Origin of the sequence: Mesorhizobium sp. M0239 (assembly GCF_040321815.1) — a bacterium.
Taxonomy (GTDB): domain Bacteria; phylum Pseudomonadota; class Alphaproteobacteria; order Rhizobiales; family Rhizobiaceae; genus Mesorhizobium.
The window spans coordinates 1-17603 of record NZ_JAMYSG010000011.1; the positions used below are offsets into that span (position 1 = coordinate 1).

Consider the following 17603-nt stretch of genomic DNA (forward strand, 5'->3'; position numbering starts at 1 on the left):
GCGATGTCCTCGCACACCTGTTCGCGATGTCTCCGGTCCAAACACCCCCTTGCGGGGGAGATGGCCGGCAGGCCAGAGGGGGGTGTTCAAGTGCTGAGCGTGCCGGCATGAACTGCATCAGAGGAGCAACCCTTGCCAGCTGAATCCGCATCGCCCGAACCCGTCCTGCTCGCCGTCGAGGGCATCACCAAGCATTTCGCCGGCGTCACCGCGCTAAGCGATGTCTCGCTCGACATCCGCCCCGGCGAAATCCTCGGCCTGCTGGGCGAAAACGGCGCCGGCAAGTCGACGCTCTTGAAAATTCTCTCGGGCGTCATGCCGCCGTCGGGCGGCCGCATCACTTTCGACGGTGCCGATTATCATCCATCCAGCCCGCAGGATGCCAAGCGGCTCGGCATCGTCACCATCTACCAGGAACTGAGCCTGATCCCGACGCTGACTGTGGCGGAGAATATCTTTATCGGCCGCGCGCCGATCGGTCCGCTCGGGCTGGTGAGTTGGGGGCGCATGGAGCAAGAATCGCGCTCGATCATCGCCCGCGTCGGCCTCTCCATCGATCCGATGACGCCGGTGTCGGCGCTGTCGGTGGCCGAACAGCAACTGGTCGAGATTGCCCGCGCCCTGTCGCTGAAAAGCCGGCTGATCATCATGGACGAGCCGACCTCGGCGCTGACCGAGACCGAGGTGCAGCGGCTGCTGTCGATCATGGATCGGCTGCGCAAGGACAAGGTCGCCATCATGTTCGTCACCCACCGGCTGGAGGAAGCGTCCGCCATATGCGATCGCATGACGGTGCTGCGCGACGGGCGGCTGGCCGGGCATCTTAACCGCGAGGGCGGACCGATCGCGCTGCCCAAAATCATCGAGAAGATGGTCGGCCGCGCGGCGTCCGAGCTCTACGCCCGGCCGGCGCAGCGCGCGGTGGCCGGCGATATCGTGCTGTCGGTGCGCGGCCTGCGCACCGTTCGCGACCCCGAGGCGCCCCACGCCATCGTGCTCGACGGCGTCGACATCGACCTCAAGGCCGGTGAAATCCTCGGCGTCGCCGGGCTTGTGGGGTCCGGCCGCACGGAACTGGCGCGCGCCATCTTCGGCGCCGACCGCATCGCGGCCGGCACCATCACGCTCGACGGGAAGCCGATCGCCCCGGCATCACCCGCGGACGCCATTGCGCTCGGCATCGGCCTGCTACCGGAGGACCGCAAGCACCAGGCGATCTTTGCCGCGCTGGGCATCCTGCCGAATTTCTCCATCGCTTCGCTGGGCAGCTTCAGCAACGGTTTCGGCTTCATGGCCGAGCGGCGCGAGCGCGATGCGCTGTCCGGGTTTCGCAAGATGCTGTCGATCCGCATGGCTTCGGCCGAGCAGGCGATCGAAGGCCTGTCGGGCGGCAACCAGCAGAAGGTGATCCTGGCGCGCTGGCTGGCGCGCGATCCGAAAGTGCTGATCGTCGACGAGCCGACTCGCGGCGTCGATGTCGGCGCCAAGACAGAGGTGCACCAGATCCTGGTGCAGCTTGCGGCGCGCGGCATTGCGGTGATGATGATTTCGTCCGAGCTGCCCGAGGTGCTTGCGGTGTCGGACCGCATCGTCACCATGCGCCGGGGACGCATCACCGGCCAGATGCCGGGCGTCGAGGCAAACGAGGAAAGACTGATGGAACTGATGGCACTCGACCGCAAGGAGATACTATGAGCGTGGCGGGGGAACAGGATCAGCGCGGCGGTATCAACTTCGCGCGGCTTTTGATGAGCTTCGGGCCGCTGCTGTTCTTGGTGGCGCTGATCATCGTCTTCACGGTGCTGAAGCCGAGCTTCATGGACCCGATCAATTTGTTCAACATCACAAGGCAGATCTCGATCACCGGGCTGATTGCGCTCGGCATGACCTTCGTCATCCTCACCGCCGGCATCGACCTGTCGGTCGGTTCGCTGCTCGCCTTCTGCGGTATGGTCGCCGCCGTGGTCGCCAAGGGCGGCTCCGCCAACACGCTGTCGCTGTCGACGAGCGGCACGCAAGGGTTCGGCTGGTTCGCAGCACTCTTGGCCGCCGTCGTTGTGGGCGCTGCTGCCGGCGGGGTGCAAGGGCTTGTCATCACCCGGCTAAAAGTGCCGCCCTTCGTCGTCACGCTGGGCGGGCTGACGGTGTTTCGCGGGCTGACGCTGACCATCTCAAACGGCGGCCCGATCTCGGGCTTCGACGCCTCGATGCGCTGGTTCGGAACCGGGCTGATCGGCCCCGTGCCGGTGCCGGCGCTGATCTTCGCCGCGGCCGCCATCCTGTGCCACATCGTGCTGCGCTACACGCGCTACGGCCGAGCCGTCTATGCCGTCGGCGGCAATGCCGAGGCGGCAAGGCTGTCGGGCCTGCGCGTCGACCGCATCCTGATCTCGGTCTATGTCATCGTCGGCTTTTTTGCCGGGCTTGCCGCCTTCGTGCTGTCGGCGCGGCTGAACTCCTCCGAAGCAGTCGCCGGTATTGGCTACGAGCTGACGGTCATCTCGGCCGTCGTCATCGGCGGCACCTCGCTGTTCGGCGGCATCGGCTCTGTCGGCGGCACGGTGGTGGGCGCCGCGCTCATCGGCGTGCTGCAAAACGGGCTGCAGTTCAACAACGTCTCGTCCTACACGCAAAGCATCGTCATCGGGCTCATCCTGATCCTGGCGGTGGCGTTCGACCGGTGGCTGAAATCGCGGGTGAGAAGGTGAGGAGCAAAGGGGGAGGAGCGGTTGGCGCCCAGGCACCCCCCTCTGTCCTGCCGGACATCTCCCCCGCAAGGGGGGAGATTGGCAGCTTCGTCCTCGCCGCTTTCTCTTCAACGTTGAAAATTGGCGAAAGCAGTCATGACGTCCAATCTCCCCCCTTGCGGGGGAGATGTCCGGTAGGACAGAGGGGGGTGCCTCGCACCTGCGCTTGCTAGGGACCCCCATTCTTGCAAAACAAGCATGCTTTGCTAGAAAGACCTGGGGCGGGTGGCATCGTGAGAGAACCTCATGTTTGCCGATATCATCAGACCGATCACCTTGAGTTTTTCGCTGCTGCGGCGGTTCTGGCCGCAACTCGTGGCACTCGTGCTGGCCGGCGTGCTGGTCGGCGATCTCCTCATGCAGCTCGCGGCGAAGGTGGCGCTGGCCAATCACTTCGCCGGGCTGGCGATGCTGACGCTGGTGGCGCTGGCGCAGCTGGTGGTGACGGTGGCGATGTTCCATGTGTTGCGCCCCGGCCTGCCGCATGTGCTGGCCGCGCAGCGCAGCGCGGACAAGGCCGCAACCACCGAGGCGCAAGCCGTCAAGGAGCCGGGTGCTGTGGACCGGCGCGGCTCGCGGCTGGTGCGGATGATCACCATCGCGCTGCTGCCGTTCTTCGCCTATTACGCGGCCTGGGGATTTCTGGGCGACATCGTTCGCCAATATTCGCGCGCCACGCTCGACCAGGCCGATTTCGGCCAGAGCGCCAATGTGCTCGACGTGCTCGATTCGCGCTGGCTGCTGGTCTCGGTGGCGGTGTCCTGGCTGATCCACCGGCTGGCCAAATTCATGCAGACGAAAACGAAAGCCGCCTCGTTCTGGCAGATCGTCGTGGTGATCTGCGAGACCAACTGGATCTTCGTTGGCCTCTATGTGATCAGCCGCTGGAAGGACTCGGCGCTGCAATGGCTGATGAGCCGCAATTTCTGGTCGGCCCTGCAGGCCTCAGTGGACGGGCTGGCGAACCCGGTGCCGATGGCCTCGGCCGCCCCCATGGTGCCGGTCGAGTCGATCGCGCCATCGACGGTTGCCGTCAACCTGTTCTTCTTCATGTTGCTGCCGCTGATCTGGCTGGTGATGGCGGCGCTGATCTATGGCTATGACGTGCGCGACGATGCCGCCCTGATGCGCGTGCACGGCCGGCTGGAGCGCGCCGGCCGGCGCTATGTCGGCCTGCCGAAATTCCTGCGTGATTTCGTCGAGCATTTCATCGCCGGTTACCGCTCGCGCTATCTGCCGATCGCCAACGGGGTTCGGCTGACAGTCAGCTCCAGTCTGGTGCTTTTGTGCACGCTGGTCGTCGGCTACCGCTTGCTCGACTGGGGCGCTGCCTGGCTATGGCTGGGCACGACGCGGCTGATCGGTCCGCACGAGCTCGACGTCTGGCAGATTTTTTCGCATGGCGTGACGCTGCTGTTCGGCAGCCCGTTCCAGGATTCCTCCACCGGCATCCTGATCGAGCCGCTGCGCATATGCTTTCTCGCCGCCGTGCTGGAGACAGCGTTTTCGATGGCGAAGCGGGCGGGGAAGTGAATTCTCTCCGTTTACGGGGAGAAGGACGCTCACTTCGGCGGCCTCTGAAAGCGCAGGAACCACGGCCGCTCGCTGCCCAATCCGACAGCCGGGCGGATGGTCTTGATGGCGTCCTCGGGCACGATGAAGGTTTCGCCCACGGTGATGATTTCGCCCTTCTTGGCGCCGGAGAAGATCGCCGAGGTGCAGTTCATCACGCCGTCCGGCAGGCCGACGCCGGAGATGAAGTCGGACAGCCAGCGGCGCCCGGCGGCGTCGGTCAGTATCACCTTGCAGCCCAGCCACTGTTTTTGCAGATCGGGGTCGCCAACCGTTACCGCAAAGGTGGCGATGACGGCGAAGGCGTGGTCGGGCAAGCGGCCGGCCTTGCCGCCGCGCAGATCGGCCAGCCGCCACTCGCTGCCGCCGAATGGCACGGACTGGCCGAACTCGACATCCCTGGCGATGAGGTCGTCGCCGTGCAGCCATTCACGGACGCTGTCATAGCTGGTCTCGGCCAGCGTCAGCGGCAGCAGGATAGCGAGCGCGGCAAGACCGCGCCGGCGCCATTTTTTCTCGGTCTCTCGGCCTTCGTCGGCGGCTGGTTCGAGATCGGTCGAAACTGCGGTCATGCCTTTGCCTTGGTCTTGCTCAGTGTTGAGAGTTTCGAGCGCAAACTGCGCTGCGGAATTGCTTTGGGTTCAAGCTGGGTTACTCTGAAACGATTGAGCTCCCTGCATCGGAGAACAAAATTTGCAGAGTCCCGAACCGTTTCAGATTTCCGCGACGGATTTCTGGCTCCTGAGCCACCGGACTGACTCTGCTCTGCCCGGGTACCTGGTGCTTGGTTCCAAGCTGCCGACCAACAACCTCTTGGAACTGCCGCAAGCGGCTCTGGCCGAATTGGGCCCATTGCTTGCGGAAGCTCAGAAGGCATTGACGTCGCGGCTGCGGCCTAACCGGCTCTACATCAGTCGCTACGGCCATTCTCCGGGTCATTCGTTCCATTTTCACCTGATACCTGTCTATGACTGGGTCGAACGGCTCTTCTGGTCCGACCATCGATATCGATCCTTGAACAGTTCACTGATGCGTCAAGCGAACCGGGCACCGATGGCGCGGAACTCACGCTGTTTATTTGGAGGGAATTTTGTGAGCGGGCCGATCCACCCCCTGTCGAAGGTCCTTCTGTTGCGGAAGTGATTGCATTGCTGCGCCAGGTCATGGGCAGTTAGGCTTGCGCGCCCCTTCCTACAGTCGCGCATCAAGATCGTATTGCGGCAAGACATCCGCTGGCTGGCCATCGGCGCCGGTCGGCACCGCGTCGAGGCTGATGCGGGCCTGGGCGTCGAGCGGGCCGAACCGGCGCGCGGCGACCAGCAGGCTGGCGCCGGGGATCTGGTCGGGCGGCATCTCGAAGATGAACAGGCCGCGTCTTTCCAACCCCGGATCAATGGAATGCGGCGGCATGTCCTGGCGGTAGCCCAGCCGTTCGCTCTGGTGGTAGCGCAGGCCGGTCGGGCCTTGCCAGGTGCCGTCGGCGACCGTGGTGGAGGTGCTGGTGGCGGTGAGACTGGTCGTCACCACCGCCCACAGGCCGCTGGTCGTCAAAAGCTTCTCCTGGCCGAACTGGTCGCTCTTCAGCGTGCGGGCAAAGACCACTCTGTCGAGGCGGACAGCGAAGCTGCGCGCCCGCACCGTGTCGTGGACGGCGCCGTCGACCGGGATCGGTGCGGTGAGCTCGGCATAATGCGGCTTCGACACCTGCATGCCGTAGCTCAGCGCCACGGTGGTGGCGAGGATCAGGAGATTGCCGATGGCCCGGATATTCATGAGCCGCCTTTCCGTGAGTCTGCCACGGGCAGGTCGACGACGGGCAAGGTGACGGTGCCGAGCCGAGTGGGATTGAACCAGCCGGGCGTCCCGTAAAGGTTGTCGCGCGGCTTGAAGATCTCGGCGATGATGCCGAAGCTGAGATTTGCCGGCACGATGGCGTCGCCGGCAAGCGGCCAGACATAGGCCATGCGTTCGGTCATGCCGGGATGCAGTTCCGGCGTCAGAGTCGAATCACGGGTCAGCGCGATCATCGGCAGGCCGTCGAGCAGAGCGAGTCCGTCCGGCGTGAAGACATTGAAATAGGCCTTGTCGGATTGCGCCGTGCGATTGGTCAGGTCGACCTCCAGCACCAGCGCCTTCTGGCCTGGTTTCAGCGGCACGCCATAGACCTTGGCGCGGCTGACATATGCACGCACCGGCTTGAGATGCCAACGCCCGGCATCGATGCCGGCATCGGGCGGCAATTGCGGCGGGGCGTGGGGGGGCAGGGCGCCGAACGCGCCCATCAGGCCGGCGACGAACAGGGCGGCGATGGTTCCCGCGCCGGCCGTTATCCAGGTTTGAAATTTTAAGCGGGCAGTCTTGAACATTCCAAACTATGCACGTCGACGATCAGCCACCCCTGCGCAGTCTAGAAAGAAAAAATTGCTGATGGAACCCGCAAATGGCTGGTCCAGCCTCACGCTGCTTCGCGCGCCCATAGAAGATGGCCATGGCGACGAAAATACCGCGCCACCAGCCGCTGTTGCTTGGCCCTGATCAGGTCGGGCAGGCGCCGCTCCTGGCGCCAGCGCGGTATGTTGCGCCAGCAGGCTATGAAGCGGACGGCGTCCTCGATGGCCTCCTCCGCCGAGAGGGCCGGGCCAATCGCGGCCAGGAACAGCGCCTCCGACGGTTTCAACGCGTCGATCACCGCCTTGCGCCTGACGTGATCCTGACGGGCGTGGGCGATGCCGTTGCGGCGGATGGCTTCGAAGGCTTCAAGCAGGGCCAGGCTGTCGCCGGCGTAACCGCAGGAACGGGCAAAATCGGCGGCAAGGGCGTCCATTATCGCTCCCGGGTTTGATGCAATGGGCGGGTTCGTGCTCCGACTCACATTTGCATATCCAGCGTGAAAGCATAACTCAAATTACCTTAGAAGAAAAACTTCTGGGAAAGTTTGAAAACTGCGACTCGACTCCGGGCGCAAAACACAGGAATATGCGAACAAATCAGGAACAAAGACGAGGCAGGGGCGATGGCATTGCCGGGCAGGGAACCAACAATGGCGCATGTCGCCTCGATCTCGGTCGAGTGCGCGGATTGCGGCCGCAACCGTTGGTGGCGGCCCGATCAGTTGAAGCGGTTCGGCGTGACGAGGAACACGCCGCTTGCCGCTCTGTCGGGCCGCATCGTCTGCTCGGCCTGCCGTGCCGACGGACTGCCGGGGGCGACCGTTACGATCCAGGCGGCCTTCATCGACGAGCGCCAGCGCGTGCGTAGCGAAGCGCAGATGCTGAGCGATCGCGAGGTGCCGCTGGAGGGAGCGCGGCGGGCTTGAGTCTTGTCGAAAGGGTGAACGGCCGGTTCGCGTAAGCGAATTGATCGTGCCAGTGGCACGATCAAAGGCCAGCGAACGCCGGGGCGCTGCGAAGCAGCGGGGACCCGGCAGGTGGATCCTGCGCTACCCGGCCCTTCGCAAGCTCAGGGCGTTCAAGGCTCGAAAAGCCAAGCAATTGGCTTTTCGTCCGCTGTGCGGACCGCCTTTCACCCCCGCAAGGGGAGAAGGCAAGAAGCGCTCCTCAATACCCCAGCAATTCCTTCAGCGAAATCACGCGCCAGACATGTTTGATGGCGTAGCGGTTGAAGGTCAGCGTCTTCGGCGGATTGTATTGCTCGACCACCAACTCGCCCGCCGTGCGTTTGACCAGCTTCTTGATGAAGGCCTTGCCGTTGCGCTCGTTTTCTTCGGGGAAGGTCTCGATCACCACGTGGTCGCCGGGCACCGCGTCGCGGCCGCCGCAATAGATCAGGTCGCCGGGCTCGTAACGCGGCACCATGGAATCCGAGAGCACGTGCAGGGCGAACACCTTCGGCAGGTTGCGCACGCCCGGCGGGCGCTGGACGTAGCCTGCCGGCTCGCCGTTGAAGGTGAAATCGCCATCGTCGCCGCCGACGGCCGCGCCTAGCACCTCGATATCCATCGAACCGGCGGGCAGCGGACCGGCATCGGTGACGATCTCCGCGTCGGCGACCGGTCCGGCATCGTCGAGAAACACGACCTGCCCTTGGCCCAGCGCCACCGGGTCGACGCGCAGGAAGGCGGCGGTCTTCAGGAGGTTCTCGGTCTTGGGCAGATTGCGGCCGGTTTCCCAGTTGCCGACGGCGGCGACATCGGTGTCGTTGTGCTCCGCAATGTGGCGCATGACCAGGCCGCGCTGCTTGCGCGCCTTGCGGATCGCCGCCCCGACCTTGATCGACAGTTCCGTTTTTGCCATGGCGCCCATGTGAGCGATGAAAGCGGCCCTCGTCTATGAAAGAATGGCTTGCATATATTTTCGAGTTATGCTTATATCTGGTCATGCAAAACCTGTCCAGCTTTGATGGCGCCGAGTCGCCGGCCTCACGCGAGGCGCATCCGGCGGTCATAACCGCCGCCCATTCCCTTCCGCCCCGGCCGTCCTCCTCCCCGGCCGGGGTGAAGCCCGAGGCTCAGTGCTTGACTGCACCAGCCTCGGGTCCGGTCCGCCTGTTTCCGGCGACCGGAACGGCCGGAGCCGCCGCTCCCAGCGGCTCCGGTCCCCAATTCGGCCGGCATGGCGCCGGCGCTGTTTTTTCGGCTGGCCGATCCTGCATCCGCACCGAGGACGGCACCGTCATCCTGTTGGACAGGCTAACGGGCAGGGCGGTTTCCGCCCTGGACAGAAACACGGCCGAGGCGCGGCTTTTGCACCTTGCCGGCGGGAAATCGGCCCAATCCGGCTGAGGCTGGCCGGCTGACAGCCGGCTCTTGAAAAACAACCTGACTGCGGCCCGGCCACCGGGTCGAACCTTGACGCTGCCCGACGGCGCGCGGCCGAACTTTGGATGGAGCTGGTATATGGCAAGCTATAGCGACGCGGAATTGCACGAGATCGGCCGCTGGCTGAAGGACGGGCTTTCAGCCTCCAGGATTGCAGTCGCGTTCACCGCGCTGCGTGGCAGTCCGGTGTCGCGCGACGCCATCATCGGCATCGTGCATCGTAACGCCATGCTGGGCGCGATCGGCTTTGCCAATGGCAAGGGGCCGCCGCCGCGAGCCAGACAGGCCGGGGGCAAGCGCGCTGGAAGCAAGCGGGCCGATGGCATGTCGGCGAATGCGACGCCTGCCGTCGGCAAGATGCATGGCGTGCTTGCCGCCAAGGATATCCATGCGCATGAAGTGGCCCGGCCCAGGCGCGCCCATTCGTTCGTGCGCGAGGCGGGCGTGCTGATCGCCGACGGCGTAGCCTATCGCCTGGAGGTGCCGGCGCCGCCGCGCGCGGCCATCGGCCGGCAGCCGCATGGCGTGGCGATGCGCTTCGTCGATTGCCTGTTTTCACGCTGCCGCGCGCCGCTGGATCTGACGGTGGAGGAGGATTCTGAAAACGATGCGCCAGGCAGCCGGCCGGGCGCCGATATGCTGTGCTGCGGCATGCGCACCACGGCGCTGAAAAGCTATTGCACCTATCATCAGGCGCGCTTCCAGCGCCGCGTATTTGTGGCGGGATGAGCCCGCTCCCCCGTTGCTGCGCCAGCCTCCTCATCCGGCCCTTCGGGCCACCTTCTCCCCGCTGGGAGAAGAGGAGGGCACCGACGGTGCAAGTCTCCTCTCCCCTCGGGGTCCGAAGGACGGGCGAGACACGTGGCTCGCCCCGGAATGGTCAGCCGAACGAAGCGGAGGCTGGGTGAGGGGGCTGCCTCGCCGCACAGAGGTGGAGGATCTGAGATGAATCAAGCCCGGAGCAAAATCGCCAGAATCTTACTTCGGCATCTGCCGGCCCTGCTTGGGCGTGCGGCTCTGCATGCTCCTTGCGTCCATCGCCATCGCCGGGTTGCCTTCGGCGATCAATATGCCGGTCACCCGGGCAAAGCCGGTAAACACCTTCATGGCGTCGGCTTCGGAAATCTGCGCGGCGATCGCCGCGCTGCAGGCGTTAAGCGCGCTGCGGTAGACATGGCCGCGTCGCTCCAGCGGCCAGCGCTGCAGAAAATCGGCGGCTTCGCTGACGCTGTCGATCTCTTCGACCTCATCCTCCACCCGCACTTTGAGCGGCACTCCGGTTTTCATCGTACCCACCGCGTTCACCTTCGCTTTGCGCGCGGCTCTGTCTACCGCATCCTTAAACGCGCCCCGCTGGCGGGCGGTTGCATCAATTTTTCGGCTGGCTGGCGATCCTCATGGACTAGCCACCGCGTTCAGCCAGTCATGGGCGCGGCTTTTGGGCCTGGCCACCAGTATGTTCTGTTGCTTGGCCGCCCTGGTGAAGGCGTCGAATGCGATGCGCTGGCAGCAGGTGCCGTCGACGGCGAGCGTAACCAGCCGCGTCGCCTCGAGATAACCAGGTGCTGTCTTGTCGGGCCATTGGTGGCGCAGTGCCTCGGCTGCGCCGGCCACCGAACTGACCAGCATGGTTTTGTTGTCGCAAAAGCGCACGGTAACCGGCATGAAGGCTGTCATCGGCGAACCTCCCCTTGGCATGGACGCGACATAACGTCGAAAAGCTCGCGCCGGTTCCATCTGCCTGGATGCCGGTCGGCAAGGATGCTGGCGCGGCGGCGAAGAGGGCGATGACCTCCGGTTCATTGAAGGCCAAAGGAACAGCGTCCCGCTCCGCTCTGCCGACCACGTGGGAGATGCCCAGCAGGGCAGAGGGCGCGCGAAGGATCGCCACTTGCCGGCCTCCCACCATCCGACCCAACCAGGAGTCTCCCATGAGCAAAAAGACCAAACCCGCAAAACCGCAGGCGCCGAAATTGCCGAAGGGCGAGGCCGAGCAGGTGCGCATACGCCGCGAGGTCGGCCATGATTTCGCGCTCAGGGATGACGCCTTCGGCCGCAAGCGGCTGGCGGCGGGGACGCTGGAGGCTGCCCGTGTCTACGAAGTGTCGAATGACGGCTACGCCGCGACCGGCGGCATCGTGCGGGTGCGCGCCATCGATGCGCTTATCGGCATCACCTCGCTGTCGCGCCAGCAGCGCGAGGCAGGCCTGCGCTACCGCGAGGATTTCCGCTGCAGCCAGCAGGCTGATGTCAAGCCGATGCGCTGGACCGAGCGCGTCGACGGTGGCCGCGATGGCGGCGGCATCGCCGACAGCGTTCTCGACGCCGGCAGGGCCTATGCCGTCGCCACAAGAGCGCTAGGCCATTGGGAGGTGGCCGCCGTGGTGCGACAAGTCTGCTGCGCGGACGGTTCCCTCAAGCGCCTGGCCGAGCAGACCGGCGAGGGCCGGAACGTGGTGACGAAGCTGCTGAAGGTGGGGCTGGATTTGTTGGCAGTGCATTACGGGATGATGATGATGAGGCGGTGAGGGGTGAAATGGATCCGACCGGCGATGCCGGCCGGATCCGTGATCAAGCCCGTTCCACAGATTCTCAAGATGTGATGAACAATGCGGACCGGGCGCAGATACCCAGGCGCCTAAAACAAGGCCCTCTCCAATGGCCCCGCCAGTGTCTCGGCAAAGCCCGTCGCCAGGTGGTGCCTGTCACGAAACGCCAGCTTGCCTGATATGACGACGTGGCAGGTGGTCGGGCCGCAGAATTGGTTGGTGAGGTCGATGTAGCGGGTGTCGGGTACGCTGGTCACCACGGCGCGCTCGGCGGCGGCGGTGCTGTCGTTGGCGGCGTCCGCCCTTGGCGTATCGCAGTGCGGCGAGGGGGCTTCGCGCCACCACAGGGTGCGCGCCACGCAGGAGCCGGCGAAGCTGGCGTTGATCGGCGTGTCGCGGATAACAGCCGTCTCGACACCGGCCCGGCTGAAGGCCTGCAAGGTCGAGCGCAGGCCGGCCTGCCAGCGCGCTACTTCGGCGGTGCGTTCGGCGGCGGGCAGGTCGCGGGTCAGATTGCCGATGGAAAATTCGGAGATCACCACCAGGCGCGGCTTGCGGCGGATGATCTCTGATATGGCCTGCTCGCGCCAGGCGTCGCATTCGGTGTAGTCGCGCTTCAGCACGGTGTTGAAGGTGGAGAGCCGCGAGGCGCGGCACGATGATTTAAGATAGGTGATGACCTTTGTGTCGTTGCGCTTGGCCGCCTCGATCAGCGGCGTCGACCACTGGTCGGCGTGCGAATCGCCGAACAGCACGATGGTGCGGGTGGCATCGGCCGGGCCGAACATGCAGGGTTTCGGCGTCACCGTTTGGAAGTCGGCCAGGCAGTTCTTGTCGACGGCCCGCGCGATGGAAGGTCTTTCGACCGCCTGCTCGATGCCGCGCTGCTCGGGGCCGATATTGCGCGTGGCCAGATGCGCGTTGGCATAGGCGACCGCCACGCCGGTGCCGGTCAGCATCAGCGCGGGAACCAGCACAAGGCCGGGAAAAGCGCGAAGCGGTTTTGCGTCTGGAATGACCCTGGGAAAGGCGCGGGCGCCCACCGCCATCCAGGCGCCGCGCCGCGCCGGGTCTTCGATCAAATGATAGGTGAGCACCGACAGCGCGAGCGCCAGCACGCCACAGCCAAGGCGCTGCGGCACGGAAAGGTCCGGCGCCAGCATCCCGGCATAGACGATGACCGGCCAATGCCAGAGATAGAGCGAATAGGAGAGCGTGCCGATCCATTGCAAGGGCGGCAGGGACAAAGCGGTAGCCGGGCCAAGGGCTTGCCAGCCGGTCCGTCTATTGGTCTGCGGCCCGCCGACGCCGCTCAGCAGCACCAGCACGGTGCCGGCCACCGGCAGCAACGCGTACCAGCCGGGGAAGGGCAGGTCCTCGCTCAACAGGAGATAGGCCGTCGCGATCAGCGCCAGGCCGAGCCAGCCAAGTGCGGCCCGCAGCCAGATGCGGTGCTGCAGCAAAGCCATGGGGACCAGCGTCGCCAGGCCGCCGGCAGCGAACTCCCAGGCGCGCAGCGGCGAGAAATAGAAGGCCCAGGCGGGTGCTGCGCTGGTCAGCCACTGGCAGGCGGCGAAGGAGGCAAGGCCGGCAACGCCGATCACGGCTGCGGCCGTTCGCCGGCCCGGCCGCAGCCAAGCGGCCAGCAGAAGCAGTGCCGGCCAGGCCAGATAGAACTGCTCCTCCACCGACAACGACCAGAAGTGGATGAAGGGATTGCTGGTGGCGTCGGCGGCGAAATAGTCGAACGACCAGCGCAGCAGCCACAGATTGATGGCATAGGCGGAGGCGAACATGGCGCCGCGCGAATAGAGCGCCTGCTCCTGCGGCGCCAGGATGAAGTAGCCGGCGGCCAGCGTAACCAGGATGACGAACAAAGCTGCCGGCAGAAGCCGCCGCGCGCGCCTGGCATAGAAGCGCCAAAGGTCGAGCCGGCCGGTCTCGCCGATCTCCTGCATGAGGTGGGTTGTTATCAGCCAGCCCGAGATGACGAAGAAGATGTCGACGCCGGCAAAGCCGCCGGGGAGCGAGGTGAGGCCGAAATGGTAGGCGACGACACCGCCGACAGCGAGCGCGCGCAATCCTTGTATGTCCGACCGGAACGATGCTGCCACGACGGCTCCTTCGTGCAAGGCCCAGCCCCTGCGCAACGTCGGCCGGGCAGGCTGATATCGCAATGCAACAAATTTATCGCAGTGCAACATAAAACAATTTTGTCGCAGTGCAACATAGCAGGAATGGAAATGGGCCGGCGCGCCGGCGGGCTTGATCGTGGCGTGGCGGGCTTGGCCGCGCGCCCTGCGGCAGACGCAAAACAGCCCCGCGAAGGGGCTGTTTCTCATCGGTTCGCCGGATTGCTACTTGCTGCCGCCGTTCGCTTTCACGCTGCTGCAGAATTCCGGATGGCTGTTGGCCGCAGTGGCGTCCTTCGCCTCGTCCTCGCAGGCCTTCATCATCGCGGTCTGGTCGTCCGGCGTAAGGGCCTTCCAGGCTTTAACGAAGTCGTCGTTGCTGACCATCGTCTTCATGCCGCTATCGGTGTAGAAGGGCTGCATCTTGGCCGGATCGTCGAGAGCCGACGTGCCGGTGTCGCCTGCCGCAAGCGCGGAGCCGGCAACCATCGAGAGCGTCATCGCGCCGAAACAGATCATCTTGATGTTCATGGTGTACTCCTCCTGTTGCTTGGGATCGTCGAAGCAACGATCAGTTGGAAAACGACAGGTTTGGGTGAAAGTTCCGGCATTTTTTGCGCAAAAATCCCGAAACGAAGAAAAATATAGTCGAAAAACTTGAAACTTTCCCCGATTTTTCCCGTAGAAAGCGAGTTTAGCGGGTCTCGCGTGCAAGACTGACCACCAGCCGATCGACGCTGGGGTCGTCGAGACTGACGATATGGGCCATCAGCATCGCTCGCCTCATGCTGATCCTGGTGACGTCCTGCCGCATGATGACCGACACAAAGGCCGGCCCCGATCCGGTGAGGACGATCGCCCTGCCGACCAGAACTGGTTCGGAGATGGGCGCCCACTGTACGGTCATGATCGAGGGCTCGCTTGTCTGGCGGCGGTTGATGCCTGTGAAATAGATCCAGTTCAGGCGCGAGATCGCCACGCCGTAATGGTTGCCGGGCATCCTCGAACCACCCTGGCCATCGACCGGAGCCCAGCGCGTTACCCGCCTGAAGGTGACGAGATCGGCCTCACGCCGCACGAAGGTGACCGAGCGCATCAAAAAATCGGGTCGGCCGGGGATCGAAAAATAGGTGAAATAGGTGCCTCCGGCGATGGCGGGCGACGGCGGCCGCACCATGTTCTCGTACAGTGCCTCGCGCAGCGTTGCATTGCTGTCGCCCTTGGCTGCCGCGGCGGCCGGCTCACGATACAGCTCATCCTCGTCGATCTTGAAATAGTCGCAGATCAGCCTGGCGGTGGCTTTGTTGGGAACCGCCTTGCCTTGCAGATAGCGCTCGAACTGGGTGCGGTTGATGCCAAGCTCACGGCACACCGCGCTGACGGAAGCGTGGCGTTGGACCAGCCGCCTGAGATTGGCGGCGAGATTCTCGCGGATTGGCACGACATCTCCCCGACAGACGTACGGACCAGTATTCAAGCGATAGCTTATATACACTTGCATGACGTAGCGAGGGTGCGAAGATGGACCTTTGTCCAATAGGGCGAGGATCCCGTGGCGCGTAGACTGTACGATTTTGACAGTCCGGCTATGCAAGCCCCGCAAATGGGCGTATTTCGGTGGCAAGAGCGACCTCAGATCGGCCTCTCGACATCCTGCAATGGAGGGCGGTTTGGATCATACCGGCCTGGTCGAGCTTCTGGACTACACACAAGCGCAATTGACGAAGATCCGCCAGGCGGTCGCGGCAAGCGAGCACGCCGGTGCCATGTTCACCATCGACTGCCTTGTCGGAGCGGCGGCCGAGCAGACGAAGTGCAAGCTTGCAAGTCTGGAGCATGCCGGCTTGCCGGTCGGCAGGGATGGGCCGATTGGCAGGGATGGGCCGATAGACAAGGATGGGTCGATTGGCCGGGGCGCATTTGAAGGCGGTGCGGCGCCGCCCGGCAAAGCGACATCGGGCAAGCCGGATGCCGGCGGCAACCGCTCCTGATCAGGGCGCGCCGATCTCGCCGATCAGCCTTGCATATTCGGCCTCGGCTTCGCCGTAACTGCCATTGGCAAGTTCCAGCAGCCCGGCGCGGTCACGAATGACGATTTCACCCCGACGCGAGCGGATCAGCGCGCGGCCTTCGAGCAATTGAAGGGCAACGGTGACGCCTGGCCGCCTGACACCAAGCATGATGGCCAGGAATTCGTGCGTGATGGCGAGATGTTCGCCCGGCACGCGGTCGTCGCACATGAGCAGCCATCGCGCCAGCCGCTCCTCGAGCTTCAGCCGCGCGTTGACGAGCGCGGTGCAGCCGGCCTGGGTTTGTAGAGCGTTGATGAAGCGCAGCAGGAACATGCGCATGGTCGCACTTGCCCCCAATGCTGCCTTGAATGCGCCGGCTTCGATGCGGATCGCCTCGCCTTCGAGTTGTACATAACAGGCATGCGGCGCACGGTCGTCGCCCATCACAAGGGAGTATCCCGTCATGCCTTCGAAGCCGATGAAGCCCACTTCGGCCTCTTGGCCGCTCGCTGTGCTGGCGACCACCGAACCGATGCCCTGTTCGATGAAGTAGACGGCCTCGATCGGAATATTCGGGGTCACCAGCATCATACGCAGCGGCAAGTCGCAGCGCTGCATATGCGGCTCGAGCAACGCCAGATCATCCGCAGGCATGCGCCGCAGCAGCTGATTTTGGTATTGATGGTTTTTGGTGAGATCAGACATGGCGTGGCCCAATGCAGGGCAAGAGCCATCCAATCTCCCAGCCGTCCGTGCCCGTAAAAACGTACGGACGATCGCCTATGTATAGGGGCTCTGAACGAAGAAAGATATCAATGCGATATGAAATTCGAAGCACGGCGCCCCCCAACGCCCGTTCGCATATGAAAAGATCGGCCTGAATGTTAGTGTCGGAAACGTACCAAGCGCCACTTGGTACAAAACCGACATATTTCTTGAGAGCGCCGGATCACGGTGAGGGCCGATAAAATCCGCCGGCTAATGACAAAGCGCCATGTCGCGCGGGCCTGAGAACCGTTCGAAAAAAGAAGGGCAGACCGGCGGGAGAATTGTACGATACTTACTGTGATGAGGCCGATGTTGACACTTGCTCAGTCCGATTTCATTTTTTGATCCACAGCGTCAAAGGAAGTGGTCGCTGCTCCGAAAGGGGCTTCTTATGTCGAGCCTTCATAAGCGCAATCCCGGTTTCCATCCTTCCGATCTGCAGCTGTGCCAGCGCGTCTTCGATCGGGTCTGCCTGGAGCGCAAACTTGACCGCATGTCAGGGGAGTCGGACGTACAGCGGCTGGCAGCCACGGTGTTTTCGCTGTTTCAGAATGGCTGCCGCAATGAAGGCGAGTTGCTCGAAAGTTTCAGGCGGACCCGCCAATGACCAAGGCCAGGATCACGTCCGCGACACCGGCAGCCAAAAACGAACCTTACCACGCTGCGATCTTCGCCCGGAAATACGGCATGTCGCGGAAGGCCGCGGAGGTCGTGCTGTCCGCGAACGGACCGTCCAGAACGGCTTGTGACGCTGCCGCGCGCTCTTTTATGGAAGCGGTTGCCCGCAGAGCGAAGAGCAGCCATGAACCCTGAGTTGCGAGCGACTGCCGTTTCGCCGCCGACCCGCAGGCGCGTCCAATGCTGCCTTTATTGGACGCCGCGAGGCGTCAGCCTGTCGGCCCTGTCGGACCTGTCACTCCTGAAGCGGCTTGCTGCGCCGTCACGGCAGAGAGTTTCTGCCGTTTGAGCAGCATCGGTTTTTCATAGATCTTCTTCATGTCCATGGCTTCCCTCCGCAAATTCGATTGCGGGAGCGTCGTCGCCGG

The 17603-nt window shown here is 64.0% G+C and carries 21 protein-coding genes and 1 pseudogene; 10 read left to right on the top strand and 12 right to left on the bottom strand.

Annotation, left to right across the window (positions count from 1 at the left end; genetic code table 11):
* The first annotated feature begins 132 nt into the window (after positions 1 to 132).
* The 3 genes from NKI99_RS13215 to NKI99_RS13225 all read left to right on the top strand — a co-directional run bounded on the left by NKI99_RS13215 (position 133) and on the right by NKI99_RS13225 (position 4280).
* Positions 133 to 1695, top strand: coding sequence for a sugar ABC transporter ATP-binding protein (locus NKI99_RS13215; protein ID WP_128305540.1), 1563 nt, complete (start codon positions 133 to 135; stop codon positions 1693 to 1695).
* A complete protein-coding gene (locus NKI99_RS13220) occupies positions 1692 to 2708 on the top strand; it encodes an ABC transporter permease (protein ID WP_352443288.1) in 1017 nt (338 codons plus the stop codon). Before NKI99_RS13215 ends, NKI99_RS13220 begins: the two co-directional genes overlap by 4 nt.
* A gap of 285 nt (positions 2709 to 2993) precedes the next feature.
* Complete coding sequence (locus NKI99_RS13225) at positions 2994 to 4280, top strand: hypothetical protein (protein ID WP_023813282.1); 1287 nt, start codon at positions 2994 to 2996, stop codon at positions 4278 to 4280.
* Between the two features lie 29 nt (positions 4281 to 4309).
* Here NKI99_RS13225 and NKI99_RS13230 read toward each other — a convergent pair whose 3' ends face one another.
* Positions 4310 to 4891, bottom strand: coding sequence for a hypothetical protein (locus NKI99_RS13230; protein ID WP_023813283.1), 582 nt, complete (start codon positions 4889 to 4891; stop codon positions 4310 to 4312).
* A gap of 121 nt (positions 4892 to 5012) precedes the next feature.
* Here NKI99_RS13230 and NKI99_RS13235 point away from each other — a divergent pair.
* Positions 5013 to 5494: pseudogene (locus NKI99_RS13235) on the top strand (HIT family protein).
* A gap of 16 nt (positions 5495 to 5510) precedes the next feature.
* Here the strand turns inward: NKI99_RS13235 and NKI99_RS13240 are convergent.
* The 3 genes from NKI99_RS13240 to NKI99_RS13250 form a co-directional block, all read right to left on the bottom strand.
* Positions 5511 to 6092: a hypothetical protein gene (locus NKI99_RS13240; RefSeq protein WP_023813285.1), complete on the bottom strand. Its 582-nt coding sequence runs from the start codon at positions 6090 to 6092 to the stop codon at positions 5511 to 5513.
* Positions 6089 to 6685 carry a hypothetical protein gene (locus NKI99_RS13245; protein WP_128305544.1) on the bottom strand — a complete coding sequence of 199 codons (597 nt, stop codon included), beginning with the start codon at positions 6683 to 6685 and terminating at the stop codon, positions 6089 to 6091. The genes NKI99_RS13240 and NKI99_RS13245 overlap by 4 nt, the downstream gene beginning before the upstream one ends.
* Positions 6686 to 6774: 89 nt before the next feature.
* Entirely contained in the window at positions 6775 to 7143 is a 369-nt protein-coding gene (locus tag NKI99_RS13250) for a hypothetical protein (RefSeq protein ID WP_023813287.1), read from the bottom strand.
* 189 nt (positions 7144 to 7332) lie between these two features.
* Between NKI99_RS13250 and NKI99_RS13255 the strand changes: the two genes are divergently transcribed.
* On the top strand, positions 7333 to 7635 hold the full coding sequence (locus tag NKI99_RS13255) for a hypothetical protein (RefSeq protein ID WP_031213614.1): 303 nt from the start codon (positions 7333 to 7335) through the stop codon (positions 7633 to 7635).
* Positions 7636 to 7876: 241 nt separating this feature from the next.
* Here NKI99_RS13255 and NKI99_RS13260 read toward each other — a convergent pair whose 3' ends face one another.
* Positions 7877 to 8581 (bottom strand): XRE family transcriptional regulator, encoded by a 705-nt coding sequence (locus NKI99_RS13260; RefSeq protein ID WP_023813289.1) that lies wholly within the window; start codon positions 8579 to 8581, stop codon positions 7877 to 7879.
* A 212-nt stretch (positions 8582 to 8793) separates the two neighbouring features.
* On the opposite strand from NKI99_RS13260, the gene NKI99_RS13265 reads away from it, so the two are divergent.
* Together NKI99_RS13265 and NKI99_RS13270 are read left to right on the top strand one after the other, a co-directional pair.
* Positions 8794 to 9060: a hypothetical protein gene (locus NKI99_RS13265; protein ID WP_245273285.1), complete on the top strand. Its 267-nt coding sequence runs from the start codon at positions 8794 to 8796 to the stop codon at positions 9058 to 9060.
* Positions 9061 to 9174: 114 nt separating this feature from the next.
* Positions 9175 to 9825: a GcrA cell cycle regulator gene (locus NKI99_RS13270; RefSeq protein WP_352551405.1), complete on the top strand. Its 651-nt coding sequence runs from the start codon at positions 9175 to 9177 to the stop codon at positions 9823 to 9825.
* A 249-nt stretch (positions 9826 to 10074) separates the two neighbouring features.
* Here the strand turns inward: NKI99_RS13270 and NKI99_RS13275 are convergent, their stop codons facing one another.
* Positions 10075 to 10383, bottom strand: coding sequence for a DUF982 domain-containing protein (locus NKI99_RS13275; protein ID WP_023813292.1), 309 nt, complete (start codon positions 10381 to 10383; stop codon positions 10075 to 10077).
* A gap of 108 nt (positions 10384 to 10491) precedes the next feature.
* The gene (locus NKI99_RS13280; RefSeq protein ID WP_352551403.1) at positions 10492 to 10773 is read right to left on the bottom strand and encodes a DUF982 domain-containing protein; all 282 of its coding nucleotides are present in this window, start codon (positions 10771 to 10773) and stop codon (positions 10492 to 10494) included.
* 254 nt (positions 10774 to 11027) lie between these two features.
* Here NKI99_RS13280 and NKI99_RS13285 point away from each other — a divergent pair, with 254 nt between their 5' ends.
* Positions 11028 to 11624, top strand: coding sequence for a DUF6456 domain-containing protein (locus NKI99_RS13285; protein ID WP_352611052.1), 597 nt, complete (start codon positions 11028 to 11030; stop codon positions 11622 to 11624).
* A 110-nt stretch (positions 11625 to 11734) separates the two neighbouring features.
* Here NKI99_RS13285 and NKI99_RS13290 read toward each other — a convergent pair whose 3' ends face one another.
* The 3 genes from NKI99_RS13290 to NKI99_RS13300 all read right to left on the bottom strand — a co-directional run bounded on the left by NKI99_RS13290 (position 11735) and on the right by NKI99_RS13300 (position 15218).
* Positions 11735 to 13759: an acyltransferase family protein gene (locus NKI99_RS13290; RefSeq protein WP_352611053.1), complete on the bottom strand. Its 2025-nt coding sequence runs from the start codon at positions 13757 to 13759 to the stop codon at positions 11735 to 11737.
* Positions 13760 to 14002: 243 nt separating this feature from the next.
* Positions 14003 to 14308: a hypothetical protein gene (locus tag NKI99_RS13295; protein ID WP_023813297.1), complete on the bottom strand. Its 306-nt coding sequence runs from the start codon at positions 14306 to 14308 to the stop codon at positions 14003 to 14005.
* 163 nt (positions 14309 to 14471) lie between these two features.
* A complete protein-coding gene (locus NKI99_RS13300; protein ID WP_352611054.1) occupies positions 14472 to 15218 on the bottom strand; it encodes a helix-turn-helix domain-containing protein in 747 nt (248 codons plus the stop codon).
* A gap of 229 nt (positions 15219 to 15447) precedes the next feature.
* On the opposite strand from NKI99_RS13300, the gene NKI99_RS13305 reads away from it, so the two are divergent.
* Positions 15448 to 15768 carry a hypothetical protein gene (locus NKI99_RS13305; RefSeq protein ID WP_352611056.1) on the top strand — a complete coding sequence of 107 codons (321 nt, stop codon included), beginning with the start codon at positions 15448 to 15450 and terminating at the stop codon, positions 15766 to 15768.
* Here NKI99_RS13305 and NKI99_RS13310 read toward each other — a convergent pair whose 3' ends face one another.
* Entirely contained in the window at positions 15769 to 16443 is a 675-nt protein-coding gene (locus NKI99_RS13310; protein WP_502905544.1) for a Crp/Fnr family transcriptional regulator, read from the bottom strand.
* Between the two features lie 505 nt (positions 16444 to 16948).
* Here NKI99_RS13310 and NKI99_RS13315 point away from each other — a divergent pair.
* Positions 16949 to 17164, top strand: a complete 216-nt coding sequence (locus NKI99_RS13315; RefSeq protein ID WP_224699683.1) for a hypothetical protein — start codon at positions 16949 to 16951, stop codon at positions 17162 to 17164.
* Between the two features lie 280 nt (positions 17165 to 17444).
* On the opposite strand, the gene NKI99_RS13320 is transcribed toward NKI99_RS13315, so the two are convergent.
* Positions 17445 to 17561, bottom strand: coding sequence for a putative RiPP precursor (locus tag NKI99_RS13320; RefSeq protein ID WP_352611058.1), 117 nt, complete (start codon positions 17559 to 17561; stop codon positions 17445 to 17447).
* Positions 17562 to 17603: the final 42 nt, after the last annotated feature.